Genomic DNA, 25734 nt, shown 5'->3' with positions numbered 1-25734 from the left:
GAAATGAAAATGGCGAAAGTTTATTATGAAAAAGACGTAACGGTAAATGTATTAAAGGAAAAGAAAGTAGCAATCATCGGATATGGATCGCAAGGCCATGCGCATGCGCAAAACTTACGTGATAACGGATTTGATGTAGTAGTAGGACTGAGGAAAGGGAAGTCATGGGATAAGGCGAAAGAAGACGGTTTTTCTGTATATACAGTAGCGGAAGCAGCAGAAAAAGCAGATGTAGTAATGATTCTACTACCTGATGAATTACAGCCGGAAGTATATGAAGCTGAAATTGCACCAAACTTACAAGGCGGCAATTCTCTAGTTTTCGCGCATGGATTTAATGTTCACTTTGATCAAGTAAAACCGCCAGCTAATGTAGATGTATTTCTAGTAGCACCGAAAGGTCCAGGACATCTAGTACGTCGTACGTTTGCGGAAGGTGGAGCTGTTCCTGCATTATTTGCAGTATATCAAGATGCAACAGGAGTTGCGACTGAAAAGGCACTTTCATATGCAGATGGAATTGGAGCGACGAGAGCAGGTGTATTAGAAACAACGTTTAAAGAAGAAACAGAAACAGATTTATTCGGAGAGCAAGCTGTACTTTGCGGCGGAGTGACTGCACTTGTAAAAGCGGGATTTGAAACGCTAGTTGATGCTGGCTATCAACCTGAACTTGCATATTTTGAATGTTTACATGAACTGAAACTAATTGTTGACCTTATGTATGAAGGCGGACTTGAAAATATGAGATACTCAGTTTCAGATACAGCGCAGTGGGGTGACTTCGTATCAGGGCCACGTGTTGTTACTGAAGATACAAAGAAAGCGATGGGGGAAGTATTAGCAGAAATTCAAGATGGTACGTTTGCAAGAGGTTGGATTGCAGAGCATAAAGCAGGAAGACCAAATTTCCAGGCGACAAATGAGAAAGAAAATGAACATGAAATCGAAGTAGTTGGACGTAAATTACGTGAAATGATGCCTTTTGTACAGCCCCGAGTAAAGGTAGGGATTAAATAATATGAAGCAGATTTTGTTCATGGATACGACGCTTCGTGATGGCGAACAATCACCAGGAGTTAATTTAAATGAACAAGAGAAATTACAGATTGCGAGGCAACTAGAGAGACTTGGTATTAATGTAATGGAAGCCGGATTTGCAGCGGCTTCTGAAGGTGATTTTCAATCGGTAAAACGTATCGCAAATACCATTCAAAATGCTACGGTTATGAGTTTAGCTAGAGCAAAGGAAAGCGATATTCGAAGAGCATATGACGCAGTGAAAGGTGCTGTATCTCCTCGTTTACACGTATTTTTAGCTACGAGTGACATTCATATGAAATATAAGCTTTGTATGTCGAAAGAAGATGTATTAGATAGCATTCAGCGCTCGGTTACGCTCGGAAAATCATTATTTCCAACAGTACAATTTTCAGCAGAAGATGCGACAAGAACATCGAGAGCATTTTTAGCTGAAGCAGTAGAAGTAGCGATTCGTGCAGGAGCGAATGTAATCAATATTCCTGATACAGTTGGATATACGAATCCAGAAGAATATTATTCTCTTTTTAAATACTTAAAAGAATCCGTTCCTTCGTATGAAAAAGCAATTTTCTCTTGTCATTGTCACGATGATCTTGGGATGGCAGTAGCGAACTCGTTAGCTGCAGTTGAAGGCGGAGCGTTACAAGTAGAAGGAACGATTAATGGAATTGGAGAAAGAGCAGGAAATGCAGCCTTAGAAGAAGTCGCAGTTGCTCTCCATATTAGAAAAGATTTCTATGAAGCAGAGTCTTCTATGACGTTAAAAGAAATTAAAGCGACAAGTACATTAGTAAGTCGTTTAACAGGTATGGTTGTACCAAAAAATAAAGCGATTGTTGGAGCAAATGCGTTCGCTCACGAATCAGGTATTCATCAAGATGGTGTTTTAAAAGAAGTGACGACATATGAAATTATTGAACCGGCGCTTATAGGTGAATCTCAAAATCTATTTGTACTTGGAAAACATTCTGGACGTCACGCATTTACGGAAAAAATGAAAGAATTAGGCTACGAATTTACAAACGAAGAACGAGATGCGGTGTTTGCAGCATTTAAAAAATTAGCTGATCGAAAAAAGGAAATTACAGAAGAAGATTTACGTGCGCTTATGCTTGGTGAAGCAGCATTTTCGGCACAACAATATAGCATTACGCAATTGCAAGTACACTTCGTATCAAATAGTACACAGTGTGCAACAGTTGTACTAAAAGATGCGGAAGGGAATATGTACGAAGATGCAGCAACTGGTTCTGGAAGTATTGAAGCGATATATAATGCAATTCAAAGAATTTTAGGATTAGAATGTGACTTAGCGGATTATCGCATACAATCTATAACACAAGGTCAAGATGCACTTGCACATGTTCATGTTGAATTAAAAGAAGGAACTCATCAAGTATCAGGTTTTGGTGTTGCGCAAGACGTATTAGAAGCATCGGCGAGAGCGTATGTTCATGCGGCGGGAAAATTAAAATCTTTTATTACTCTTGTGAAGTAACTGTTTGATAAGTGAGGGACTCGTCCCTTACTTATCAAAATATATTTCTGAAAAATCAGATAAAAAAGGGGTGTTTTAATTGGAGAAACGTATCGTTTGTTTAGCGGGTGATGGTGTTGGTCCGGAAGTTATGGAAAGCGCGAAGGAAGTATTGCATATGGTAGAGAGGCTATATGGACATCATTTTCATTTACAAGATGAGTACTTTGGCGGAGCTGCTATCGATTTAACTGGGCAACCATTACCACAGCGAACACTTGCCGCTTGTTTAGCGAGTGATGCGGTTTTACTTGGAGCGGTTGGTGGACCTCGGTGGGATGATGCGAAAGAAAGGCCAGAGAAAGGATTATTAGCTTTAAGAAAAGGACTTGGTGTATTTGCGAATGTTCGCCCTGTAACAGTAGAAAGCGCAACTGCACATTTATCGCCATTAAAAAACGTAGATGAAATTGACTTCGTTGTCGTTCGTGAACTAACAGGTGGTATTTATTTCTCTTATCCAAAAGAAAGAACGGAAGAATCGGCAACTGATACACTTACGTACCATCGTCATGAAATTGAACGTATCGTGTCGTATGCTTTTCAATTAGCGAGTAAGAGAGAGAAAAAAGTAACGTCTATTGATAAAGCGAATGTTTTAGAATCTAGTAAACTATGGAGAGCTGTTACGGAAGAAGTAGCTCTTCGTTATCCTGATGTTGAATTAGAGCACATTTTAGTAGATGCAGCTGCTATGGAGTTAATTCGGAATCCAGGACGTTTTGATGTAATTGTAACCGAAAATTTATTTGGTGACATTTTAAGTGACGAGGCTTCTGTATTGGCAGGGTCATTAGGAATGCTTCCATCAGCGAGTCATGCGGAAAACGGGCCGTCTTTATATGAGCCTATTCACGGATCAGCACCAGATATTGCAGGGAAAAATAAAGCGAATCCAATTGCGATGATGCGTTCAGTTGCGATGATGCTCGGACAATCATTTGGATTAACGAGAGAAGGGTATGCAATTGAATCCGCAATTTCTGCAGTTCTTAAATCTGGAAAAGTTACAGCTGATATTGGGGGAGATGCGACGACAACTTCATTTACGAAAGCGGTTATTCAAGAAATGGAAGAGCAAGCGCTAGTAGGGAGAGGACGATAATGGGCAAAAGATTACTAGATAAGCTTTGGGAAAGACATGTAGTTGCAACGAATGAAAATGGATTGGATTTATTATATATCGATCTTCATCTCGTTCATGAAGTAACGTCACCGCAAGCCTTTGAAGGCTTGCGGCTGGCAAATCGAACTGTCCGCAGACCGGAATTAACGTTTGCAACTATGGATCATAATATTCCAACGAAAGATGTTTGGAATATTACCGATCGTATTGCGAAGCAGCAATTGGATACACTTCGTGAGAACTGTAAAAAATTTCAGGTGCCATTAGCTGATATTGGTGATGAAGAGCAAGGAATCGTTCATGTTATAGGACCAGAACTTGGACTCACGCAGCCAGGGAAAACGATTGTTTGTGGTGATAGTCATACAGCAACCCACGGTGCTTTCGGAGCGTTAGCATTTGGTATTGGTACGAGTGAAGTAGAACATGTATTAGCAACGCAAACGTTGTGGCAACGAAAGCCGAAAGCGATGGGAATTGAATTAAAAGGAAAGTTACCAAAAGGCGTTTATGCAAAGGATATTATTTTGCATCTCCTTTCAAAGTACGGTGTAGCAGTTGGAACTGGATATGTAATGGAATTTTACGGTGAGACGATTCATGCTATGGAAATGGAAGAGAGGATGACACTTTGCAATATGGCAATTGAAGGGGGAGCGAAAGCTGGCATTATTGCACCAGATGAGAAAACATTTTCTTATGTAAAAGGGCGTGAATATGCACCGAAAGACTATGAAATGTTTACGGGAAAATGGTCGGAGCTTTATACAGATTCAGATGCAATTTATGATTTACATATTTCGGTAGATGTTACGGATTTAGCACCGTATGTCACTTGGGGAACAAATCCTAGTATGGGTGTTCGAATTGATGAAAAATTACCAGAAAAACATGATAAAAATGATGAAAGAGCATATTCGTATATGGGATTGAGTCCTGGACAAAGTACTTTTGAAATTCCAGTTCAGCATGTTTTCATTGGGTCTTGTACAAATTCTCGATTATCTGATTTAGAAATTGCAGCATCTGTTGTAAAAGGGAAAAAAGTGAAAGACGGTGTGCGAGCCCTTGTTGTGCCTGGTTCTAAAAGGATAAGAGAAGCAGCGATGCAAAAAGGATTACATCACATATTTGAAGAAGCGGGATTTGAATGGAGAGAGCCTGGATGCTCAATGTGTCTTGGAATGAATCCAGATCAAGTGCCTGAAGGAGAACATTGTGCATCTACTTCAAATCGTAATTTTGAAGGAAGGCAAGGGAAAGGAGCACGAACACATTTAGTAAGCCCAGCTATGGCAGCAGCGGCTGCGTTATATGGTCATTTTGTTGATATTAGAAAGGAGAATTATGATGGAGCCATTCCGTATTCATAAAGGTACTGCCGCATTACTTATGAATGATAACATTGATACAGATCAAATTATTCCGAAGCAATATTTAAAGAGAATTGAAAGAACGGGATTTGGAAAATATTTATTTGATGAGTGGCGTTATGATAATGAGCGCCATGAAAATCCTAATTTCCCTCTTAATGCGCAAGAACGAAAAGGAGCAAGTATATTAATTACGGGTGATAATTTTGGGTGCGGTTCTTCAAGAGAACATGCTCCGTGGGCACTTGCTGATTATGGTTTCCGCGTTATTATCGCCGGGGGATTTGCAGATATTTTTTATATGAATTGCATGAAAAATGGTATGTTACCGATTGTAATGGATAAAGAAATGCGTGAACAACTTGCGAAAACGGATGCGAGTGAACAAATAGAAGTAGATTTAGAGAATGAGGTAATTACAACGAATACGCATAGGTTTCATTTCGCAATCGAGAAAATGTGGAAAGAGAAATTATTAAATGGTCTAGATGAAATTAGCATTACGATGCAATACGAACGAGAAATTGGAGAGTATGAAAGAAAGATAGCCTTATATTAATAAATAACGGAATATTAAAAATCTATTTACATTCAGAATTAACTGTTATATACTATGTGAAAATCAGAGGAGAAAGGGAGTAAGTATTATGAATATCGTGCAATCTATTAAAATGCTTACACAACTACATCATCATACATGAAACCCTTGAACCTAACGTGAAAACGTGTAGGCACAAGGGTTATTCCCGTTGTACCTACACTCTACTAAAGAGCCTTGTAGGTATTTTTTCTACAAGGCTCTTTTTATTTTCGGTTTAGGTGAATGGAATGAGCATACATTAGAGAGGGAAAGGTGTGTGAAATGAGATGGAAAAGTGGAAGCGGGCAAATCCGAATGGAACGAGGGATTACTTATTCGAAGAATGTACGTTAGTTGAAGAAGTGGAACAAAAATTAAGACGGACCTTTTTAGGTAGAGGTTATGAAGAAATAAGGACACCTACAATTGAATTTTACGATGTTTTTGCATTTCAAAATAGGCCGATAGATGAAGAAAAGATGTATAAATTTTTTGATGAAAAAGGGCGGATTATCGTTTTACGCCCAGATATGACAATTCCTTTAGCAAGAGTAATTGGAACGCAGAGATGGGACACTCCTCTTAAAGTTACATATAGTGGAAATGTATTTCGGGCGAATGAGTCTCTTTCTGGAAAATATAATGAAATGGTACAAAGTGGTATTGAAATTATCGGGATTGATAATGTAAGAGCGGAAATTGAGTGTGTCATAAGCGTAATTCAAGCACTTCAAAAATTGAAGGTACAATCTTTTACAATTGAGATTGGGCAAGTGCAGTTATATAAATGTATTGTAAAAAAACTCTCCATTCATGATGAAGAAGAGAAGTTACTTAGAACATATATTGAGAGTAAAAATTATGCCAGTCTCTCAAATTTTATCGAAGAAAAAAAATTAGATCGGTGTGATGAAACAGTAAGATTACTTGAGAAATTACCAAGGTTATTCGGGAGTTTAGATGTTGTTGAGGAAGCAGAAAAACTCGCCTCAAGTAATGAAATGAAAATGGCCATTGCAAGAGTGAAAGAAATATATGAAACAATTGAACAGTTAGGATATGGCTCTTACATATCAATTGATTTAGGTATGGTTCAACATTTGGATTATTATACGGGTGTTATTTTCAAAGGGTATATATATGAAATTGGAGAAGAGATTGTTAGTGGCGGAAGATATGATGAGTTAATTGGAAATTTTGGAGAGATGATGCCAGCGGTTGGGCTCGCGGTGCAAGTAAATCAAATAGTTAAGGCACTTCAAGAGCAGCAAGAACCATATAAACGAAAGAGAATAGATATTATGATTCATTATGAGTTAAATAGATTAGCAGAAGCGGAAAGGTTACGAAATTTACTTCAAAAGGACGGGAAGAATGCCCAGTTATCTTTATTCTCTAATTTAAACGATACTTTTCAATTTGCAAACAAGAATAAAATAATGACAGTCGTTGAGGCGAAGAGTGAGTCACTAGTGGAATATGTATGGAGAAAGAAATGGATCATCCAGAAAGAAGGGGAGGCTTCATGCGTAACATTCAAATTGCGTTAACGAAAGGAAGATTAGAAAAGCATGTTATTCCACTGTTTGAGAAAATTGGGATTGATTGTTCAGAGCTCAAAGATAAAGGAAGAAAACTTGTGTTTAAAAGTAAAAACACAAACATTTCATTTATTTTAGTGAAAGCGGTAGATGTTGCTACGTATGTAGAACATGGCGTAGCTGATATTGGAGTCGTTGGAAAAGATATATTAATGGAATGTGAGAAAGATATATATGAGATGGTGGATTTAGGAGTAGGCGTGTGTAAATTTTGTGTCGCTTCTATTCCTACGTATAATCCGAAGAGTTATCGAAAAAAACGAATTGCTACGAAATATCCGCACATTACTTCTACATATTTTCATGATAAAGGGGAGGATGTAGAAATTATTAAAATAGAAGGATCTGTAGAGATTGCTCCACTTCTAGGTTTGGCAGATGCAATTGTTGATATTGTTGAAACAGGAAAAACATTACAAGAAAACGGGTTAATTGTATTTGAGGAAATGTGCTCTATATCAGCTCGAATGATTGTGAATAAGGCTGCATTGAAAACTAAAAAAGACGAAATATTCGGTATTATAAATATGATGGAACAAGAAATTTTGTCAGGGAAATAGGGGGACTTTAAATGGAGATAGTTTGTGAAGATTTCGAAGAGGCTTTATCGAAAATAAAATTGCTACGAGAAAGCGCTAATATAATAGAAGAAACTGTTCAAAGAAGTGTAAGTGAAATTGTTCAAAACGTAAGAAAGAGTAAAGATGAAGCTGTATCGTCCTATACAAAAAAGTTTGATGGTGTAGAGATAAAAGATTTTCGTGTAAGTGCAGAAGAAATAAAACAAGCAAGTAAGTTTGTAGAACAAGCTTTTTTAGAAGCGTTAGAAGAGGCAAAGAAAAACATTGTCTCGTATCACGAAAAGCAAAAAAGACAATCGATGTTCGATTGCGTGAGTGAAGGGATAATTAGAGGACAGCTCATTCGGCCGTTAGAAAATGTAGGTGTATATGTGCCGGGCGGGACAGCTTCGTATCCTTCATCAGTATTAATGAATGTATTGCCAGCAAAACTCGCAGGAGTGAAAAAAATTGTAATGGTAACACCGCCGAGGCAAGGAGGAATTGATCCGCATATTTTAGCTGCTGCAAGTCTTGCAGGTGTAGATGAAATTTATATGGCCGGTGGTGCTCAAGCAATTGCTGCTCTAGCATATGGAACGGAATCGATTCCTAAAGTAGATAAAATAGTAGGACCTGGAAATTTGTATGTTGCTCTAGCGAAGCGAGAAGTATATGGGATAGTCAATATCGATATGATTGCTGGACCATCAGAAATTGTAGTTATCGCAGATGAAACAGGAAATGCCGAATATATTGCTGCTGATTTATTATCACAAGCAGAGCATGATGAAAGAGCGACTGCTATTTGTATTACAACGAATGTACAGCTTGCTAAAGAAGTAGAAAGAGAAATAGAAAGACAGCTAGAGACGTTACCAAGAAGTGAAATAGCTCGTGAGTCAATAAAAAGAAATGGAGCAATTTTTATTGTCCCTTCTTTAGCGGAGGCGTTTCATTTATCAAATGAAATCGCTCCAGAACATTTAGAGTTACACATAAAAGAGCCAATGAATGCTCTAGCTTATGTAAAGCATGCTGGATCAATTTTTCTTGGACCATATGCACCTGAACCGCTCGGAGATTATTTGGCGGGGCCGAATCACGTATTACCGACAAGTGGAACAGCAAGGTTTTTCTCTCCGTTATCCGTCGATGATTTTGTGAAAAAATCAAGCTTCGTTTCTTATACGGAAGAAGCGTTAAGAAGTGTACAGCATCATATTGTAGAACTTGCAAATAAAGAAGGTTTACATGCACACGCAAGAGCAATCCAAATTAGATTTAAGGAGGAAGAATAATGCGCCAATCTAGTCAAGCACGTGAGACGAATGAAACAAAGATTAAGTTAAGTTTGCAGCTCGATGAAAGTACGAATGTTTCTGTGCAAACGGGAGTTGGTTTTTTTGATCATATGCTAACTTTATTTGCTAGGCATGGAAGATTCGGTTTGCAAGTTGAAGCTGAAGGTGATGTATTCGTTGATGCGCATCATACGGTTGAAGATGTTGGAATTGTACTCGGAACTTGCTTGAAAGAAGCATTGCAAAATAAAGAGAGGATTAACCGTTACGGCTCAGCGTATGTACCGATGGATGAATCTTTAGGATTTGTCGCGATTGATATAAGCGGGCGCTCATATATTGTATTTCAAGGTGAATTAACAAATCCGAAGCTTGGAGATTTTGACACAGAATTAACGGAAGAATTTTTTAGAGCGGTTGCCCATGCTGCCAATATTACGTTACATGCTCGCATTTTATACGGAAGCAATACACATCACAAAATTGAAGCTCTATTTAAAGCGTTCGGTCGAGCGCTTAGAGAGGCAGTCGATAAAAATGCCAACATTACTGGTATAAATTCAACGAAAGGGATGTTGTAATTGATTACTATTATAGATTATGGAATGGGGAATATTCGCAGTGTGGAACAAGCATTAAAATATATTGGAGCAGAGTACATCGTAACGGATGATAAAGAAGAAATATTGAGAAGTGGTGGCGTTATTTTACCGGGAGTAGGCGCATTTCCGAAAGCGATGGGCATTTTAGAAGAAAAAGATTTAGTATGTGTGCTAAAAGAAGTTGGAAGTTCAGGAAAACCGCTTCTGGGTATTTGCTTAGGAATGCAGCTTTTATTTGAAAAAAGTGAGGAACTACAAGACTGTAACGGATTAAATTTATTGCCAGGTGTCATTAGAAAGTTAAAAGTTCCATATAAAATTCCACATATGGGGTGGAATAAGTTAAAGAAAGATGGAGAAATACCGCTTTGGAATGGAGTAGAGGACGGTTCTTTCGTATATTATGTCCACTCTTATTATGCAGATTGTCCAAATGAAATTGTGTATGGGGCAAGTGAGTATGGAGTGCAAGTACCTGGTTTTGTAGCAAAAGGAAATATATTTGGCGCACAGTTTCATCCTGAAAAAAGTGGTGAAATTGGAATGCAAATGTTAAAAAATTTCAAAGGAGTGGTAGAAGCATGGAAATCTTCCCAGCTATCGATTTAAAAGAAGGGCGATGCGTAAGGCTGTATCAAGGAGAGTTTAGTAAAGAAACGGTGATGAATGAAGATCCAGTCGCACAAGCAATCATATTTGAAAAACTTGGAGCGAAAATACTACACGTTGTTGATTTAGATGGAGCAATTGCTGGGGAGTCGGTAAATTTACCTGTCATTGAAAAAATATGCAAGGCGGTACGTATTCCGGTGCAAGTTGGAGGAGGAGTTCGGTCACTCGCGGCAGTGGAGAAGTTGTTGTCAGTAGGTGTAGAAAAAGTAATATTAGGAACGGCTGCCCTTTATGATAAATCATTTTTAGAAGAAGCAGTTCGTCTATATAACGAGCAAATCATAGTTGGAATTGATGCGAAAAATGGTTTCGTAGCAACGAGGGGCTGGTTAGAAGTATCTGAAATTTCTTACATCTATTTAGCGAAGCAAATGGAAAGTTTAGGTGTTCAAACGATTGTTTTTACAGATATCTCAAAAGATGGGACGCTTGCAGGGCCGAACTTTGAACAATTAGAGTTACTGCAAAAAAGCGTGGATATTCGTGTAATTGCTTCTGGAGGAGTGGCATCTATTCAAGATGTGAAAAGATTAAATGATATGAATATATATGGCGTCATTATTGGGAAGGCACTTTACGAGAAAACGATTGATTTAGAAGAAGTACTAGAGGTAGCAAAACTATGTTAGCGAAACGAATTATTCCATGTCTAGATGTGAAAGAAGGGCGGGTAGTAAAGGGTGTAAATTTTATAGGGTTACAAGACGTCGGTGATCCTGTTGAAATAGCCGCATTATATAATGATGCGGGAGCAGATGAAATCGTATTTTTAGATATTACTGCGACGCATGAAGGACGAAAAACGATTATAGATGTTGTAGAAAAAACTGCTTCAAAGGTATTCATTCCTCTCACAGTTGGCGGGGGGATTTCAAATGTGAGAGATATGTACAATTTACTAAGAGCTGGAGCGGATAAAGTTTCAATAAACTCAGCGGCAGTGAGAAATCCGAAGTTAATTCAGGAAGGTGCAGAACATTTTGGCTCACAATGTATTGTCATAGCAATTGATGCTAGAAAAGTAGCAGAAGATAAATGGAATGTATACGTAAATGGCGGAAGACTTGATACGGGAATGGATGTAATAGAATGGGCGAGACGCGTTGCCCAGCTCGGAGCAGGAGAAATTTTATTGACGAGTATGGATGCAGATGGAACGAAAAACGGATATGATCTTCGTTTAACAGAAGCAATTTCAAACAGCGTTTCTGTCCCAGTAATCGCATCAGGTGGATGTGGTCATGTGGATCACATTATAGAAGTATTTCAAAAGACAACAGTTGATGCAGCATTAGCAGCATCAATCTTTCATTATGGTGAAGCGACTGTACAGGATGTAAAGCGAAAATTAAGAGAAGCAAACGTTGAGGTGCGGTTATGAAACCTAACTTTGCAAAAGGTTTAATACCGGTAGTTGTTATCGAGGAAGATACGAAAGAAGTTTTAATGTTAGCTTATATGAATGAAGAAGCGTATGACAAGACGCTGGAAACGAAAAGAACATGGTTTTATTCCCGTTCGAGACAATCGTTATGGAATAAAGGAGGTACATCGGGAAATGTCCAATATGTGCAATCACTTTATTTAGACTGTGATCAAGATGCAATCGTTGTTGTCGTAAAGCAAGTAGGGCCTGCTTGCCATACGGGAGAAAAAACGTGTTTTCACTACAAAATTATATAGGGGGATACATATGGAAGATATCCTTAAGTTATTATTTGAAACAATTGAAGAACGAAAGAAAAATCCACTCTCTGAATCATATACGAATTATTTATTTTCAAAAGGTGAAGATAAAATTTTAAAGAAAATTGGTGAGGAGTGCACCGAAGTAATTATTGCGTCTAAAAATAATGATAAAGAAGAAATAGTAAAAGAAATGGTTGATGTGTTCTATCACTGTTTTGTTCTATTAGCCGAAAAAAATATTCCATTAGAAGATGTCATGCAAGAAATGAAAGAAAGAAATGGAAAGCTTTCGCGAGTAGGGGACAGAAGAGAAATAGATACATTATAAGGGGGAATATGGATGAAAGTGGACTATCACATTCATTTAGAAGAAGGGCCATATTCAATAGGGTGGCTAGCTAAAATAAATGATGCGCTACAATATTTTGAACCGCTTAAAGAAGAAAAACATTCTATGGAATGGCTTATGAAAACACAAGAACGCCTGCAAAGACGTGTGAAGGAAGGTCCATTTACAGCGAAATGGATTGATTTATATTTAGAAGAAGCTGTGCGAAAAGGTATAAAAGAAGTTGGTATTGTCGATCATTTATATCGTTTTCATGAAGCGAAAGGATATTATGAAAAGTATGTAGATATTAGTGATTCTAAGCTTGGTCGCCTGCAAAAAGAATGGTTAGATCAAGTAAGAGTAACGTCTATTTATGATTTTACAAAGGCGATTGAAGAGGCAAAAGAGCGATGGAGTAAACGAGGGATAACGCTCAAACTTGGAATTGAAGCGGATTATTTTATCGGGGGTGAACAAGAGTTAAAAGGTTTACTAGCATTAGGAGACTTTGATTATGTAATCGGTTCGGTCCATTTTATAGATGGATGGGGATTTGATAATCCAGATACGAAAGAGTATTTTGGTACGCATGAGTTACATACTTTATATCACACGTTTTTCGCTACAGTTGAAAGTGCTGTTCGTTCCGAGCTTTTTGATATTATAGCTCACCTCGATAACATAAAAGTATTTAATTATCGATTGGATGAGAATGAACAGCTTTCTTATTATAAGGAAATTGCTCGTGCGTTAGTGGAAACAAATACAGCAACAGAAATAAATGCGGGATTGTACTATCGATATCCTGTGCGCGAAATGTGCCCAAGTCCGCTTTATTTACAAGTATTAGCTAAGCATGGAGTTCCGATTACTCTATCCTCAGATGCCCATTATCCGAATGATTTAGGAAAGTATGTGGAAGAGAATATAAAGACATTACGCAATCATGATATTTCTCACATAGCTACATTTACGAAACGAGTAAGAACGATGAGATTGCTTGAAGAAGAAGGAATAATTTCAAAATGAAACACGATTTTTTGATGAAAATTACCCTTTTTGTTCAAAATAAGAAAGAATGAAAAGGAGGATAAAAAATGGCGAAACAACAAAATAAACAAAACGTACAAGCGGCAGATCAAGCCTATACTTCTGAAACAAATAATACTGCTAACTCAGTTATTGAGGAACAAATTAGCGATACAGTTGCAGAAGGAACAATCGATGCGAAGCTTGGGAAAGAATCGCAAGAAAAAGCGTAAAAAGAGGGGAGAGTTGCATCTCCTCTTTTTTTATGGAAAAGTGTCGATTTTCAAAACTATAATCAAATTCCTTGGTTTTTATATGTAGATTTCTTACAATGAAATATAAGAGATATCATATTTTGTATAGAAGAGGTGTTAGTAGTGGCGAAAATATTAGTAGCAGGGAAAATTCCAGAAATCGGATTAGAATTATTGAAAAATCATGATGTAGAAATGTATAATAAAGAAGAATTAATTAGTGTAGAAGAGTTAGCAGAACGTGTAAAAGATAAAGATGCACTTTTAAGCTTACTTTCTACGAAGGTATCGAAAGAGGTTATTGACGCAGCACCAAACTTGAAAATTATCGCAAATTATGGTGCTGGTTACGATAATATTGATTACACATATGCTGGAGAAAAGGGTATTGCTGTTACAAATACGCCGAAAGTATCTACAGAGGCAACAGCAGAATTAACGTTTGCACTTCTTTTAGCAGCTGCACGTAGAATTCCTGAAGGTGATACGTTATGTCGTACAACTGGATTTAACGGATGGGCACCGTTATTTTTCTTGGGCCGCGAAGTACACGGTAAGACAATCGGAATTATTGGCCTTGGAGAAATCGGGAAGGCAGTTGCAAAGCGTGCGAGAGCATTTGGAATGAATGTTTTATATACAGGACCAAATCGAAAGCCTGAAGCTGAAAGTGAACTGGAAGCGACATACGTAACGTTGGAAGAATTATTACAAACAGCGGACTTTATTACAATTAACTGTGCTTATAATCCGAAATTACATCATATTCTTGATGAAGAACAGTTTAAAATGATGAAGAAAACAGCATATATTATAAATGCTTCACGTGGACCAATTATGAATGAATCAGCACTTGCTCATGCACTAAAAACGAATGAAATTGAAGGTGCAGCTCTTGACGTATTTGAATTTGAACCGAAAATTACAGAAGAGCTAAAAGGATTAAAGAATGTAGTACTTGCTCCTCACGTAGGAAATGCAACATTCGAAACACGTGATGCAATGGCTGAAATGGCAGTAAGAAATATTTTAGCTGTATTAAATGGTGAAGAACCTGTAACACCTGTAAATCAAAAAGTATTAGTTACAAAATAAAAAAGAAACCTTCCGAAATACGGAAGGTTTTTTTATTTTTCTTTATTCGCTTTTTTAGAAGGTCTTTGTCTAATAAATTGAGATAACATATACAAAATGTATAGTGGAATGGCAATGAATAAGAAAACAGAAATGTTGCCAAAACTTGTTTGGTACATTGTGATAATAATTCCAACTAAAAATAGTGTAATAATTATGCTATATCGTGGAATTGGTACATCTTTTAAACTTGGGATACGAACACGGCTCACCATTAAAAATGCGAACGTTACGAATACGGTAATGAGAACGATTTTTGGAATGGTATGTGAAAATAATGTTAAGAAAGCAACAAGCCCTCCTGCTGCAGTAATCGGAACTCCAGTGAAATATTTCATAGAAGTAGATGATGGCGTTACATTAAATCGTGCTAAGCGATATGCTCCGAACAGTGGGAATAATCCCGCTATGTATAGTCCAATGATGCCATAGTTGGAGAAAGATGTGTAATACATTAACACAGCAGGTGCTGCGCCAAATGTTACAACATCCGCGAGTGAATCAAGCTCTTTTCCCATTTGTGAATCAACGCGTAATAAACGAGCGACACGACCATCAAGACTATCTAACATCATCCCGATCAGTACTAAAATAGCAGCTGATTTATAATATCCTAAAGATGCATAGCCGATTGACAAAAATCCGCTATATAAATTCCCGAGCGTAAATAAGTTTGGAATAGCTGCTCTATACAAAATCTGATCCCTTGCTTTCTGTTATAAATTCTTAATTAGTGTATGAAAGTTTACTTATTTTATCATACCATAAATTTCTTTCTCATACGAAAAAAATTCCCAATTTGTGAAAGATTTGAAGTGTAAGTAAAAAAGAAGCAACTTTTCACAAAGTTGCTTCTTACATTATTCAAATTTCGTTGTCATCGTTCCAGTTTTATATCGATTGTTAGGATCGAACCGTAATAAATCTCCATAAATCAGTTTGTCAGAGAGTTTTAAATCTGTTTTTGCTTTTTCAATATACGGCTGACATAGCGCTACATCTGCCTCTTCACCGGAGCTTTTTTTGTAGCACATATTTTTTGTGTACACATAATCCTCTGTTACAAAACTACCATCGCGCATTACCATAAGAGGATCTTTTTCTTTTATAAATAAGTCAGTTCCAAATTCAACTGATTGATTCGTTTTAATACCAAGTAAATGAAGTAAAGTTGGTTTAATATCAATTTGACCAGATACTTTAGAGATGACTTTTCCTTCTTGGCCAGGCACATGAATAATGAGAGGGACGCGTTGTAATTGCATAGAATCAAACGGTGTAATAGCGTCTTTCCCAAGGAACTGAGCCATAGCTGCATTATGGTTTTCAGAAATGCCGTAATGATCACCATAAATGACAATAACGGAATTATCATATAGTCCTTCGTCTTTCAATTGTTTAATAAATAATTTAAGAGCTTCATCCGTGTAACGAACGGTTGGGAAGTAGCGATTTAAAACACCACTTTCGGAATTAAATTCATCAACATATTGATCTTCTGGATTTAGAAGAAATGGAAAATGGTTTGTTAACGTAATAAATTTCGTATAGAACGGTTGTGGTAAAGATTTTAACTTTGGAATAGATTGCTCAAAGAACTCTTTATCTTTTAATCCCCAACCGACAGACATTTGTTCCGTTCCTACGTAATCATTTAAATTAAAGTAACGATCATATCCAAGCGCAGGATACATTACGTCACGATTCCAAAACGTTTTATCGTTTGAATGGAAGACAGCAGAAGAATATCCGTATTTCTTTAATTGTTCTGGTGTGGCAGTGTATTCATTTGTTGCATGAGTAAAGAATACAGAACCACGGTCTAACGGATAAAGGGAATTTTCAACGATAAATTCAGCATCAGAAGTTTTACCTTGTCCCGTTTGATGATAGAAGTTATCGAAATAAAAACTATCTTTAATAAACTCATTTAAAAATGGAGTAATCTCTTTTCCATTTATTTTTTTATTAATAACAAAACTTTGTGTAGATTCCATTGAAATTAAAATTACATTTTTACCCTTTGCAGCTCCAAATAAGTTTTTATCAACTTGCTTATCTTTTGAGTCTGTATAGTTTTTAATTTCAGAGAACCCGTCTCCACTTGCAAATACACGCTCAGCTGAAGACTTAGATTGAAGTGTAATATCAAATAGATGATATGTGTATAACCCTAAATTTTTCACGACAGTTTGACGATCAAATGAGCGTGAGAACATTTGTGGTTTATATATAACTGAAACAACAATTTGTAGTGCTAATAATACTGTTACACCGCTAAAGAAAGTTCGCTTCTCAGAGCGAGAAAGGGGTGTTTTATCACCAAATGATGGGAATTTACGCGAAATAAACATTAAAATAATTGCGTCTGCAAATAAAAGTAATGTTTTATACGTAAAGAGTTCTTTTATACTCGTCCCTAAGTCAGCCATATTATTTGTTTGGAATAAAACAGGGAAAGTAACAAAATCGTTATAGAACCCGTAAAACATTGCATTTCCAAATAAAATAAATGACAGTATAAAACTAATTACAATAATAATTCGGTTTCGGTACTTAGATGCAAGTAAAGCGAAACCAAAAAATAAAAGTAACGAAGCTAGTGGGTTAATAAAAAGCATAAACTCTTCAAAGAAGTTATCAATTCTAATATCAAATGCTAGCTTGTACACAATATATGTTTTTATCCATAATAAAACGACTGCAACGAGTGCAAATCGTAATTTTGGAAACAGACGTTGTAGCATAATATACTCCTCTCTTAAAAGCATGACAGTTCCTGTGAGTTTGTTTGAAAATCGTCTCACTATATATATACGAACAGTCCTTTATTATTATGATTATTATACTATGAGTATCATTATACGAAAATAAAGGAGAGTTGTGGGCTTTTTTTGCAACAATTGAGTAGAAAAAGCGAAGTAGGAGACAATAAAATGGAATTTCTATGTATGATTATTATCATTCGTTAAACATGGAAAGTATCGCGTAATGATACGGAGGTTATGATGCGGAAATTATTATATTTTATAGTATGCATTAGTTTTATGCTTTTTGTTTCACCGAGTGTATCAGTAGCACAATATGATGCACCGCTCATGGAAGATGCTCTTTATTCTGTGTTATTTCCAAAAATGAATGAAGCGATTGAGAAACAATATGGAAAATTAAAACCGTTTGATTGTCCTAAAATTATTAGCCTAAAAAAACTTTATAGCGGTACATATTTATTTCAAGCAGTAATTGAAATAACGAAATATGAATCAGGAATAGGTGGAAAAGTACTTCCGCCGTTTGAGAAGATAAGTATGACATTTAACAATGAAGAAGGAGAATGGACTGTTACAAAAATTTCTATAAAGCGCTTACCAAATGACACGAAATTAAACTGTAAAAAAACAATATAAAAAATTGTTTGACAAATAAAATGGTCCTTTGGTATTGTTAATAGCAACAATTAGATGTTTGAAAATTAAATAGACTTACCTCATCTACTCTCAAAGGTAGAGGCCGCGATAGGAAAGAGTAAGCTATGGGAGATTTAGTGGAATCTGTGATCATAGGTTGAAAGGGACTATTGCCGAAATATAAGAATAACCACGTTATTCATATATTGGGACTGCATTGAATAAATGTAGTACTGTCATAATATTTATTTTATGAAGAGCTATTTGGAGATGTTGATGCGGTTTCTTATTTTGAGAAGATAACAACTCGTTTATTTTTTCAATATATATTTTTCCTAATAAGAAACGCGTGTGAACATTGTTCCGCGCGTTTTTTGTCTATCTAAAAGCGTGCTGCAATGAATAGAAGATTGGGGTTATGAGTTTTAGAGGAAATAAGGGAGGAATTCAAATGTATTTACACGGCACAAGCCGAATCAATGGGCAAGGACACTTAGAAATTGGAGGGTGCGATACGACGCAACTAGCAAAACAATACGGAACACCACTTTATGTATACGATGAAGAGTCAATTCAAGGGAAATGTCGTGCGTTTCATCGTGCTTTTAAAGAAAGTGGTTTCTCTTATCAAGTAGCATATGCTAGCAAGGCGTTCTTGTGCATGGAGATGTGCCGAGTAGCTCGTGAAGAAAATATGTCTTTAGACGTTGTCTCTGGAGGAGAATTATATACTGCACTTCAAGCAGGATTTCCGGCATCGCGCATTCATTTTCACGGAAATAATAAAACAGAAGAAGAAATGATTATGGCTCTTCAGGCGAATATTGGTTGTTTTGTGGTAGATAATTTCTTAGAATTAGAAATTTTACATGATTTAGCAGTGCAACATGGGAAATTTGTGAACATATTAATCCGTGTAACGCCTGGAGTAGAGGCACATACACACGAATATATAACAACAGGTCAAGAGGATTCGAAATTTGGGTTTGGTGTTTCAAATGGTCAAGCGATGCAAGCAATTGAGCTAGCTTTGCAAAAATCAAGTTATAATGTGCTAGGAATTCACTCGCACATCGGATCGCAAATATTTGAAACGGCTGGTTTTGTTCGAGCAATTGAAGTACTACGTCAATTTTTAGAAGAAGTGAGAGAGCGAACAAACTATGTGGTGAAAGTATTAAATGTCGGCGGAGGTTTCGGTATACGTTATACGGAGTCTGATACACCGTTAACACTTGAAACGTATGTGCACGCTGTAACAAGTAAGGTGAGAGAGCTGTTTACATTATGTGAATATCCGCTTCCTGAAATATGGATTGAGCCAGGGCGTAGTATTGTAGGGGATGCGGGAACAACAATTTATACAGTCGGAGCGGTGAAAGAGATTCCAGGCATAAGAAAATATGTTTCAGTCGATGGTGGGATGACAGATAATTTAAGGCCGGCTCTATATGGAGCGCGTTATGAGGCGATATTGGCGAATCGAGGGAATGATGAAAATGAGGAACTTGTTTCGATTGCTGGGAAATGTTGTGAAAGTGGAGATATGCTGATTTGGGATATTAATCTTCCTAAAGTTGCTTCTTCTGATTTACTAGCGATTTCTTGTACAGGGGCATATGGGTACTCGATGGCTAATAATTATAATCGTATTCGTAGACCGGCTGTAGTCTTTGCAAAAGGCGGAACATCACAAATTGTTGTAGAACGTGAAACATATGAAAATATTATTGGGAACGATCGCATACGTATTAAAGAACTTGTTTAAAAATGAAAAAAGGAGTTGTTCAGGATGGGCAATTCCTTTTTTATAAAATAAAATAATTAAAATATATCGGAAAACTAGGATTGAAAAAAATCAGAATTGTGATAAAATACAAATACAAAGCTTATCAAGAGAAGCTGAGGGAACTGGCCCTACGAAGCTCGGCAACCTGCTTATAGAAAGCAAGGTGCTAAATCCAGCAAAATGGAATCCATTTTGAAAGATAAGGTAAAATATATTACCGAACAGTCTTTTCGAAATGGGAAAGATTTTTTTTATGAATAAAAAGGGGGGCTGTTTGCGTGAGCGTACGGGAACATTTTGATGAAGTATCTGAGAAAATTCAAGCGATGCTTGCTGATATGAAATATGGTTCAATTACAATTGTGGTGCAAGATGGAAAAGTAATTCAATTAGAAAAAAGTGAAAAAGTACGTTTAAAGTGAAAAGCGCTGACTAGAAAAACTAGAGGCGGTTTTAATCTATTTTAATAGGTTAAAACCGTCTTTTTGCTTTTACAGGGGGAAGAAACATGTTGACGTATGAAAAGTGGGAAGAAAATCGTGTTTCATTTTCAGAAGAAGATGAAACGAAAGGCGCGCTATCCGTATTAAGTTGGGCTTATAAAGAATATAAAGATGAAGTTGTATACGCGTGTAGCTTCGGAGTGGAAGGCATGGTTTTACTGCATCTTATAAACCAAGTAAATCCATCTGCTAAAGTTGTATTTTTGGATACAAATGTTCATTTTCAAGAAACGTATGAATTAATTCAAAAAGTACGAGAACGATTTCCTTCATTAAATATTATAGAAAAACAGCCGGAACTTACACTTGATGAACAAGCGAAGTTGCATGGTGAGAAACTATGGGAAAGCAATCCGAATCTCTGTTGTAAGATCAGGAAGATTTTACCGTTAGAAAAATCACTTGCAGCGGAAAAAGCGTGGATATCGGGTTTAAGAAGGGAACAATCAGAAACGCGTAAGCATACAAAGTTTATAAATCAAGATCATCGTTTTCAATCTATTAAAGTTTGTCCGCTTATCCATTGGACGTGGAAAGAAGTGTGGCGATATGTATATAAACATAACTTGCCGTACAACCCATTGCATGATGTTGGATATCCAAGTATTGGGTGTGAGAAATGTACGCTACCTGTAGGAGCCGATGGTGATTCAAGAGATGGTAGATGGGCCGGGAAAATGAAAACTGAATGCGGTCTTCATTACCAATAAGATGAATCTTGAAATAAAGCTAAGAGGGGATATAGAAAATGACTACAATAAACGAATTAATAAACCGTGTAGATGAGACATACGACGTATCACAAATTGAAAAAGAAATTAAATTAGACAACATTGCGTTAAGTGATTTAGAACTGCTAGCGACAGGGGGATATAGTCCGCTTACTGGTTTTTTAGGAAAAAAAGATTATGATTCGGTTGTAGAAACGCTTCGTTTAGCAAATGGTAGCGTGTGGAGTATACCAATTACATTACCGGTAACAGAAGAAGTAGCAGAGGGACTGAAAGTTGGAGAAGAAGTAAAACTTGTTAACGATGGAAATGTATGTGGTGTTATTCAAATAGAAGATATTTTTGTACCTGATAAAGAAAAAGAAGCGTTACTTGTATATAAAACGACGGATGAGGCTCATCCAGGAGTAAAAAAATTATATGAGCGACCAAACGTTTACGTTGGAGGAGCTATTATTCTTACAAAACGTTTTGGGAATAATCCATTTCCTTCTTATCATTTAGATCCAATTGAAACGAGAGAAGAATTTAAAAAACGTGGCTGGAAAACAGTAGTCGGATTTCAAACGAGAAACCCGGTACATCGTGCTCATGAATATATTCAAAAGTCTGCTCTTGAAATTGTAGACGGTCTCTTTTTAAATCCACTTGTTGGGGAAACAAAGTCAGATGATATTCCTGCTGATGTAAGGATGGAAAGCTATGAAGTACTACTTCAAAACTATTATCCGAAAAACCGTGTCTTTTTAGGTGTATTTCCTGCAGCAATGCGTTACGCAGGACCAAGGGAAGCGATATTTCATGCACTAGTAAGAAAGAACTTTGGTTGCACCCACTTTATTGTAGGGCGTGATCATGCCGGGATAGGAGACTATTACGGAACATATGAAGCGCAGGAAATCTTTACGAATTTTACAGTAGAAGAGTTAGGGATTACGCCGTTATTTTTTGAACATAGTTTTTACTGCACTAAATGTGAAGCAATGGCTTCAACGAAAACGTGTCCGCATGGAAAAGAAGACCGTGTCATCTTTTCAGGTACGAAAGTACGAGAAATGTTAAGAAATGGTGAGATTCCGCCGAGTACATTTAGTCGTAAAGAAGTAGTGGAAGTGCTGATTAAAGGTTTGAAAAAAGAAGTAGTAACAGAATAGGGAGAGAATGAGATGGATACGAATATTACTTGGCATACAGCTTCTGTTTCAAAAGATGAGAGAAGAGTGAAGAATGGGCATCACAGTTTTGTAGTTTGGTTTACTGGTTTATCAGCTTCGGGTAAATCTACAGTAGCGAATGCGGTTGCTCGTAAACTGTTTGAAAAGAATATCGGAAATTATGTGCTAGATGGGGATAATATTCGCCACGGTTTAAATAAAGATTTAGGTTTTTCTGAAAGTGATCGTATGGAAAATATAAGACGTATTGGTGAAGTGGCGAAGCTATTTGTAGATCAAGGAACTGTTGTCCTTACAGCGTTTATTTCACCATTTCGAGTAGACAGAAAACAAGTTAGAGATCTATTAGCGGCAGATGAGTTTATTGAAGTCTTTGTGAAGTGTCCGATTGAAGAGTGTGAGAAACGTGATCCGAAAGGACTTTATAAAAAGGCGAGAAAAGGTGATATTAAAGAGTTTACGGGAATTGATTCACCGTATGAGGAACCAGAACAAGCGGAATTAATTGTAGAAACGCACAAGTATTCTATTGAAGAATGTGCAGAACAAATCGTGAAATACTTACAAGAGCGTAGTTTTATATAGGGGGATTAAAAATGAGTTATGAAAAAGTATGGGCTAATAATGAAAAATTAAATCAGACTGAGAAAAACAAATTAGAAAAAGATGGATTGGAAATCTTTAATGATATTCCATACTACGCAGAAAATGGATTCGAATCTATTCCGAAAGAAGAGTGGGACGCATTTAAATGGGCAGGATTGTATTTGCAAAGACCGAAAGAAGCTGGCTATTTTATGATGCGGGTAAATATTCCTTCAGGGATTATTACAAATGCACAGGCAGAAGTGCTAGCTTCCATCGCTGAAGATTATGGGCGTGATGTGTTAGATATTACGACAAGACAGGCGATTCAGTTTCATTGGTTAGAAATTCAGCAAATTCCAGATATTTTTAAAAGATTAGCGAGAGTTGGTTTATCTTCAGCAGGGGCATGTGGTGATATTACGCGTAATATTACAGGTAATCCACTTGCTGGAATTGATGCGAATGAACTATTTGATACAACATCCATTGTTAAAGAAATATACGATTACTTCCAACATAATGAAGAGTTTTCTAACTTACCACGTAAATTTAAAATGTCTATTAGTTCTAACATTTATAACTCAGCAAACGCAGAGATTAACTGTGTTGCATTTACACCTGCTACGAAAGAAATAGATGGTGAGAAAAAAGTTGGTTTTCATATAAAAGTAGGCGGAGGCTTATCAGCTCGTCCGTACTTAGCGGAAGAATTAGATGTATTCGTTTTACCAGAAGAAGTGAAGGCAGTATCGATTGCAATTGCTACTATATTCCGTGATTTTGGATATCGTGAAAAACGCCACTTAGCACGTTTGAAATTTCTTGTCGCTGACTGGGGCGCTGAGAAATTTAAAGAGAAACTAGTAGAATATACAGGCACATTGCAAAGTAAAGGGGAGAGTGCTCTCAAAGGCTGGAATGCAGGATACTTTTATGGCGCCCAGGATCAAAAACAAGAGGGGTTAAAATATGTCGGTTTTAATGTGCCGGTAGGACGTTTACATGCAGAGGAAATGTTTGAGATTGCAAGAATTGCAAAGAAATATGGAAACGGACAAATTCGTACTTGTAACTCACAAAACTTTATTATTCCGAATATTCAGCCAAAAAATGTTGCAGGATTATTAAGTGAACCGTTGTTTGAAGTGATTTCTGCAAATCCGAAATCATTTATTGGTCATGCGGTTTCATGTACTGGTATTGAGTATTGCAATCTTGCGTTAGTAGAAACGAAAGAAAGATTACACAAAATCGCAGAGTACTTAGATACACAAATTGCACTTGATGTTCCGATTCGAATTCATATGGTAGGATGCCCGAACTCCTGTGGTCAACGTCAAATTGCTGATATTGGTTTGCAAGGGATAAAATTGAAAACGAAGGAGAAGGGAATCGTTGAGGCGTTTGAAATATATGTGGGCGGAACGCTATTAGACGGAGGAGCATATAACGAAAAATTAAAAGGGAAAATAGATGGAGAAGACTTACCGGATGTTCTCGTGTCCTTTTTAAGTTATTTCCAAAAGAATAAATTACTAGCCGAAACGTTTTATGATTTCGTAGGACGTGTTGGAGTGGAAGAATTACAAATTGTACTAAATCGTGTATTAGAAGAAGTAATAGCGTCTTAGGAGGGACAATATGGATTTATATCGATTTGAAGCTGTATTAGCGAATAGTGTTGTTCCAATAGTCGTTGTTGCTCAAAGTGAAGAACAAGCATTTAAGCTTGCGGAGATAGAACTTGAAAAATACTTTTTACCGCTACCAGAAGTGAAGGAGATTTCTTTGTTTGAAAAAAAGAAGATTCGAAAAGGGGCGGCATTTGTTATTCATGAGTAAGGAGTAGTGTAATACGAAATAATAGTAACTTCCATTCGTGATGAAGAGTGGAAGTTTCATTTTATAGTAGAAATGAGGAGAGATGATGGGGAAGGTTTATATCGTTGGGGCGGGTCCTGGTGATCCAGATTTAATTACTGTTAAAGGGTTGAAATGTATCGAGAAGTCGGACGTTATTTTGTATGACCGTCTTGTGAATAAAGAGTTACTTTCTTATGCAAAGCCAGAAGCAGATTTAATTTATTGCGGGAAACTCCCGAATTATCACACGATGAAGCAAGAGACAATTAACACATTTCTTATTAAATATGCGAAAAAAGGAAAAGTTGTAACGAGGCTTAAGGGCGGAGATCCATTTGTATTTGGAAGAGGTGGAGAAGAAGCTGAAGCGTTAGCAAAGCAAAATATCCCATTTGAAATTATTCCTGGTATTTCAGCTGGTATAGCTGCTCCTGCTTACGCTGGAATTCCAGTAACGCATCGCGATGCAAGTGCAAGTTTTGCTGTTGTGACAGGGCACCGGAAAGAAGGGGCTAAAGAGGAAGTGAAGTGGGAAAGTTTAGCGAAAGGTGTAGATACATTAGCGGTCTATATGGGGGTTAGTAATTTACCTTACATATGTGAACAACTAATAAAACATGGAAAAGATCAAAGTACACCTGCCGCTATTATTGAGTGGGGAACGACATCTATGCAGCGTACTGTTACAGCGACGTTAGGAACAATTGTAGATGTTGCTAAAAAAGAACAAATTCAAAATCCGAGTATGATTGTTATTGGAGAAGTTGTCCGTTTTAGAGAAAAGATACATTGGTTTGAGAAACAAACGGAAAATGCATATCAAGTAAGCGGAGTATTGTAAA

At 36.9% G+C, this 25734-nt stretch carries 28 protein-coding genes and 2 riboswitches; of the genes, 26 read left to right on the top strand and 2 right to left on the bottom strand.

The features are described from left to right. The first annotated feature begins 9 nt into the window (after positions 1-9). The 17 genes from ilvC to ACE38F_RS20835 all read left to right on the top strand — a co-directional run bounded on the left by ilvC (position 10) and on the right by ACE38F_RS20835 (position 14797). Entirely contained in the window at positions 10-1020 is a 1011-nt protein-coding gene (gene ilvC, locus ACE38F_RS20915; RefSeq protein ID WP_215555705.1) for a ketol-acid reductoisomerase, read from the top strand. A 1-nt stretch (position 1021) separates the two neighbouring features. Continuing rightward, a complete protein-coding gene (gene leuA, locus ACE38F_RS20910; protein WP_341307298.1) occupies positions 1022-2542 on the top strand; it encodes a 2-isopropylmalate synthase in 1521 nt (506 codons plus the stop codon). 79 nt (positions 2543-2621) lie between these two features. Further along, positions 2622-3686 (top strand): 3-isopropylmalate dehydrogenase, encoded by a 1065-nt coding sequence (leuB, locus tag ACE38F_RS20905; RefSeq protein ID WP_215555707.1) that lies wholly within the window; start codon positions 2622-2624, stop codon positions 3684-3686. Further along, positions 3686-5080, top strand: coding sequence for a 3-isopropylmalate dehydratase large subunit (gene leuC, locus ACE38F_RS20900; protein ID WP_375369821.1), 1395 nt, complete (start codon positions 3686-3688; stop codon positions 5078-5080). Before leuB ends, leuC begins: the two co-directional genes overlap by 1 nt. After that, on the top strand, positions 5058-5639 hold the full coding sequence (leuD, locus tag ACE38F_RS20895) for a 3-isopropylmalate dehydratase small subunit (RefSeq protein WP_215555709.1): 582 nt from the start codon (positions 5058-5060) through the stop codon (positions 5637-5639). Before leuC ends, leuD begins: the two co-directional genes overlap by 23 nt. Positions 5640-5947: 308 nt before the next feature. Next, positions 5948-7210 carry an ATP phosphoribosyltransferase regulatory subunit gene (locus ACE38F_RS20890; RefSeq protein ID WP_375369820.1) on the top strand — a complete coding sequence of 421 codons (1263 nt, stop codon included), beginning with the start codon at positions 5948-5950 and terminating at the stop codon, positions 7208-7210. Next, on the top strand, positions 7186-7821 hold the full coding sequence (gene hisG, locus ACE38F_RS20885; protein WP_002202661.1) for an ATP phosphoribosyltransferase: 636 nt from the start codon (positions 7186-7188) through the stop codon (positions 7819-7821). Before ACE38F_RS20890 ends, hisG begins: the two co-directional genes overlap by 25 nt. A gap of 11 nt (positions 7822-7832) precedes the next feature. After that, a complete protein-coding gene (hisD, locus tag ACE38F_RS20880) occupies positions 7833-9122 on the top strand; it encodes a histidinol dehydrogenase (RefSeq protein ID WP_375369819.1) in 1290 nt (429 codons plus the stop codon). Beyond that, positions 9122-9706, top strand: coding sequence for an imidazoleglycerol-phosphate dehydratase HisB (gene hisB, locus ACE38F_RS20875; RefSeq protein ID WP_375369818.1), 585 nt, complete (start codon positions 9122-9124; stop codon positions 9704-9706). Before hisD ends, hisB begins: the two co-directional genes overlap by 1 nt. Further along, on the top strand, positions 9707-10336 hold the full coding sequence (hisH, locus tag ACE38F_RS20870; RefSeq protein ID WP_215555713.1) for an imidazole glycerol phosphate synthase subunit HisH: 630 nt from the start codon (positions 9707-9709) through the stop codon (positions 10334-10336). Further along, entirely contained in the window at positions 10309-11028 is a 720-nt protein-coding gene (gene hisA / locus ACE38F_RS20865) for a 1-(5-phosphoribosyl)-5-[(5-phosphoribosylamino)methylideneamino]imidazole-4-carboxamide isomerase (protein WP_215555714.1), read from the top strand. The genes hisH and hisA overlap by 28 nt, the downstream gene beginning before the upstream one ends. Then, the gene (gene hisF, locus ACE38F_RS20860; RefSeq protein ID WP_375369817.1) at positions 11022-11780 is read left to right on the top strand and encodes an imidazole glycerol phosphate synthase subunit HisF; all 759 of its coding nucleotides are present in this window, start codon (positions 11022-11024) and stop codon (positions 11778-11780) included. The genes hisA and hisF overlap by 7 nt, the downstream gene beginning before the upstream one ends. Then, positions 11777-12082, top strand: a complete 306-nt coding sequence (gene hisI, locus ACE38F_RS20855; protein WP_131229879.1) for a phosphoribosyl-AMP cyclohydrolase — start codon at positions 11777-11779, stop codon at positions 12080-12082. Before hisF ends, hisI begins: the two co-directional genes overlap by 4 nt. Positions 12083-12092: 10 nt before the next feature. Further along, positions 12093-12416 carry a phosphoribosyl-ATP diphosphatase gene (hisE, locus tag ACE38F_RS20850; RefSeq protein ID WP_002086729.1) on the top strand — a complete coding sequence of 108 codons (324 nt, stop codon included), beginning with the start codon at positions 12093-12095 and terminating at the stop codon, positions 12414-12416. A gap of 12 nt (positions 12417-12428) precedes the next feature. Then, positions 12429-13448 carry a histidinol phosphate phosphatase domain-containing protein gene (locus ACE38F_RS20845; RefSeq protein ID WP_002030669.1) on the top strand — a complete coding sequence of 340 codons (1020 nt, stop codon included), beginning with the start codon at positions 12429-12431 and terminating at the stop codon, positions 13446-13448. Between the two features lie 68 nt (positions 13449-13516). After that, positions 13517-13681 (top strand): YozQ family protein, encoded by a 165-nt coding sequence (locus tag ACE38F_RS20840; RefSeq protein ID WP_002030670.1) that lies wholly within the window; start codon positions 13517-13519, stop codon positions 13679-13681. Between the two features lie 135 nt (positions 13682-13816). Continuing rightward, positions 13817-14797, top strand: coding sequence for a 2-hydroxyacid dehydrogenase family protein (locus ACE38F_RS20835; RefSeq protein ID WP_375369816.1), 981 nt, complete (start codon positions 13817-13819; stop codon positions 14795-14797). Positions 14798-14829: 32 nt separating this feature from the next. Here the strand turns inward: ACE38F_RS20835 and pssA are convergent, their stop codons facing one another. Together pssA and ACE38F_RS20825 are read right to left on the bottom strand one after the other, a co-directional pair. Then, a complete protein-coding gene (gene pssA, locus ACE38F_RS20830) occupies positions 14830-15531 on the bottom strand; it encodes a CDP-diacylglycerol--serine O-phosphatidyltransferase (RefSeq protein WP_002011698.1) in 702 nt (233 codons plus the stop codon). A gap of 165 nt (positions 15532-15696) precedes the next feature. Beyond that, the gene (locus ACE38F_RS20825) at positions 15697-17583 is read right to left on the bottom strand and encodes an LTA synthase family protein (protein ID WP_375369815.1); all 1887 of its coding nucleotides are present in this window, start codon (positions 17581-17583) and stop codon (positions 15697-15699) included. A gap of 261 nt (positions 17584-17844) precedes the next feature. On the opposite strand from ACE38F_RS20825, the gene ACE38F_RS20820 reads away from it, so the two are divergent. From ACE38F_RS20820 to cobA, 9 genes are all read left to right on the top strand, one after another. After that, on the top strand, positions 17845-18243 hold the full coding sequence (locus ACE38F_RS20820) for a DUF3888 domain-containing protein (protein ID WP_002158658.1): 399 nt from the start codon (positions 17845-17847) through the stop codon (positions 18241-18243). Positions 18244-18332: 89 nt separating this feature from the next. Further along, positions 18333-18514: riboswitch (Lysine riboswitch) on the top strand. Between the two features lie 180 nt (positions 18515-18694). Continuing rightward, positions 18695-20011, top strand: coding sequence for a diaminopimelate decarboxylase (gene lysA, locus ACE38F_RS20815; RefSeq protein ID WP_375369814.1), 1317 nt, complete (start codon positions 18695-18697; stop codon positions 20009-20011). A 118-nt stretch (positions 20012-20129) separates the two neighbouring features. Then, positions 20130-20238: riboswitch (SAM riboswitch) on the top strand. 72 nt (positions 20239-20310) lie between these two features. Continuing rightward, positions 20311-20454, top strand: a complete 144-nt coding sequence (locus ACE38F_RS20810) for a YezD family protein (protein ID WP_000116159.1) — start codon at positions 20311-20313, stop codon at positions 20452-20454. 86 nt (positions 20455-20540) lie between these two features. Further along, positions 20541-21245 carry a phosphoadenylyl-sulfate reductase gene (locus ACE38F_RS20805; RefSeq protein ID WP_375369813.1) on the top strand — a complete coding sequence of 235 codons (705 nt, stop codon included), beginning with the start codon at positions 20541-20543 and terminating at the stop codon, positions 21243-21245. 38 nt (positions 21246-21283) lie between these two features. Continuing rightward, positions 21284-22420 (top strand): sulfate adenylyltransferase, encoded by a 1137-nt coding sequence (sat, locus tag ACE38F_RS20800; protein WP_375369812.1) that lies wholly within the window; start codon positions 21284-21286, stop codon positions 22418-22420. Positions 22421-22432: 12 nt separating this feature from the next. After that, positions 22433-23026, top strand: a complete 594-nt coding sequence (gene cysC / locus ACE38F_RS20795; protein WP_144508267.1) for an adenylyl-sulfate kinase — start codon at positions 22433-22435, stop codon at positions 23024-23026. An 11-nt stretch (positions 23027-23037) separates the two neighbouring features. Beyond that, positions 23038-24660, top strand: coding sequence for a nitrite/sulfite reductase (locus ACE38F_RS20790; RefSeq protein WP_375369811.1), 1623 nt, complete (start codon positions 23038-23040; stop codon positions 24658-24660). A gap of 10 nt (positions 24661-24670) precedes the next feature. Next, a complete protein-coding gene (locus tag ACE38F_RS20785; RefSeq protein ID WP_098763022.1) occupies positions 24671-24871 on the top strand; it encodes a DUF3906 family protein in 201 nt (66 codons plus the stop codon). 85 nt (positions 24872-24956) lie between these two features. Beyond that, positions 24957-25733 (top strand): uroporphyrinogen-III C-methyltransferase, encoded by a 777-nt coding sequence (cobA, locus tag ACE38F_RS20780; RefSeq protein ID WP_375369810.1) that lies wholly within the window; start codon positions 24957-24959, stop codon positions 25731-25733. The last annotated feature ends 1 nt before the right edge of the window (position 25734 follow it).

It is taken from the genome of Bacillus altaicus, assembly GCF_042136375.2.
In the GTDB taxonomy this organism is placed as follows: domain Bacteria; phylum Bacillota; class Bacilli; order Bacillales; family Bacillaceae_G; genus Bacillus_A; species Bacillus_A cereus_U.
The sequence above is the reverse complement of the archived record's forward strand: the minus strand, read 5'-3'. Positions and strand labels throughout refer to the sequence as shown.

What these genes read in the sequence shown, in the direction of transcription:
- ilvC (WP_215555705.1), top strand. Translation starts at nt 10, where the DNA reads ATGGCGAAAGTTTATTATGAAAAAGACGTAACGGTAAATGTATTAAAG.
- leuA (WP_341307298.1), top strand. Translation starts at nt 1,022, where the DNA reads ATGAAGCAGATTTTGTTCATGGATACGACGCTTCGTGATGGCGAACAA.
- leuC (WP_375369821.1), top strand. Translation starts at nt 3,686, where the DNA reads ATGGGCAAAAGATTACTAGATAAGCTTTGGGAAAGACATGTAGTTGCA.
- leuD (WP_215555709.1), top strand. Translation starts at nt 5,058, where the DNA reads ATGGAGCCATTCCGTATTCATAAAGGTACTGCCGCATTACTTATGAAT.
- ACE38F_RS20890 (WP_375369820.1), top strand. Translation starts at nt 5,948, where the DNA reads ATGGAAAAGTGGAAGCGGGCAAATCCGAATGGAACGAGGGATTACTTA.
- hisG (WP_002202661.1), top strand. Translation starts at nt 7,186, where the DNA reads ATGCGTAACATTCAAATTGCGTTAACGAAAGGAAGATTAGAAAAGCAT.
- hisD (WP_375369819.1), top strand. Translation starts at nt 7,833, where the DNA reads ATGGAGATAGTTTGTGAAGATTTCGAAGAGGCTTTATCGAAAATAAAA.
- hisB (WP_375369818.1), top strand. Translation starts at nt 9,122, where the DNA reads ATGCGCCAATCTAGTCAAGCACGTGAGACGAATGAAACAAAGATTAAG.
- hisA (WP_215555714.1), top strand. Translation starts at nt 10,309, where the DNA reads ATGGAAATCTTCCCAGCTATCGATTTAAAAGAAGGGCGATGCGTAAGG.
- hisF (WP_375369817.1), top strand. Translation starts at nt 11,022, where the DNA reads ATGTTAGCGAAACGAATTATTCCATGTCTAGATGTGAAAGAAGGGCGG.
- hisI (WP_131229879.1), top strand. Translation starts at nt 11,777, where the DNA reads ATGAAACCTAACTTTGCAAAAGGTTTAATACCGGTAGTTGTTATCGAG.
- hisE (WP_002086729.1), top strand. Translation starts at nt 12,093, where the DNA reads ATGGAAGATATCCTTAAGTTATTATTTGAAACAATTGAAGAACGAAAG.
- ACE38F_RS20845 (WP_002030669.1), top strand. Translation starts at nt 12,429, where the DNA reads ATGAAAGTGGACTATCACATTCATTTAGAAGAAGGGCCATATTCAATA.
- ACE38F_RS20840 (WP_002030670.1), top strand. Translation starts at nt 13,517, where the DNA reads ATGGCGAAACAACAAAATAAACAAAACGTACAAGCGGCAGATCAAGCC.
- ACE38F_RS20825 (WP_375369815.1), bottom strand. Translation starts at nt 17,583, where the DNA reads ATGCTACAACGTCTGTTTCCAAAATTACGATTTGCACTCGTTGCAGTC.
- ACE38F_RS20820 (WP_002158658.1), top strand. Translation starts at nt 17,845, where the DNA reads ATGCGGAAATTATTATATTTTATAGTATGCATTAGTTTTATGCTTTTT.
- lysA (WP_375369814.1), top strand. Translation starts at nt 18,695, where the DNA reads ATGTATTTACACGGCACAAGCCGAATCAATGGGCAAGGACACTTAGAA.
- ACE38F_RS20805 (WP_375369813.1), top strand. Translation starts at nt 20,541, where the DNA reads ATGTTGACGTATGAAAAGTGGGAAGAAAATCGTGTTTCATTTTCAGAA.
- sat (WP_375369812.1), top strand. Translation starts at nt 21,284, where the DNA reads ATGACTACAATAAACGAATTAATAAACCGTGTAGATGAGACATACGAC.
- cysC (WP_144508267.1), top strand. Translation starts at nt 22,433, where the DNA reads ATGGATACGAATATTACTTGGCATACAGCTTCTGTTTCAAAAGATGAG.
- ACE38F_RS20790 (WP_375369811.1), top strand. Translation starts at nt 23,038, where the DNA reads ATGAGTTATGAAAAAGTATGGGCTAATAATGAAAAATTAAATCAGACT.
- ACE38F_RS20785 (WP_098763022.1), top strand. Translation starts at nt 24,671, where the DNA reads ATGGATTTATATCGATTTGAAGCTGTATTAGCGAATAGTGTTGTTCCA.
- cobA (WP_375369810.1), top strand. Translation starts at nt 24,957, where the DNA reads ATGGGGAAGGTTTATATCGTTGGGGCGGGTCCTGGTGATCCAGATTTA.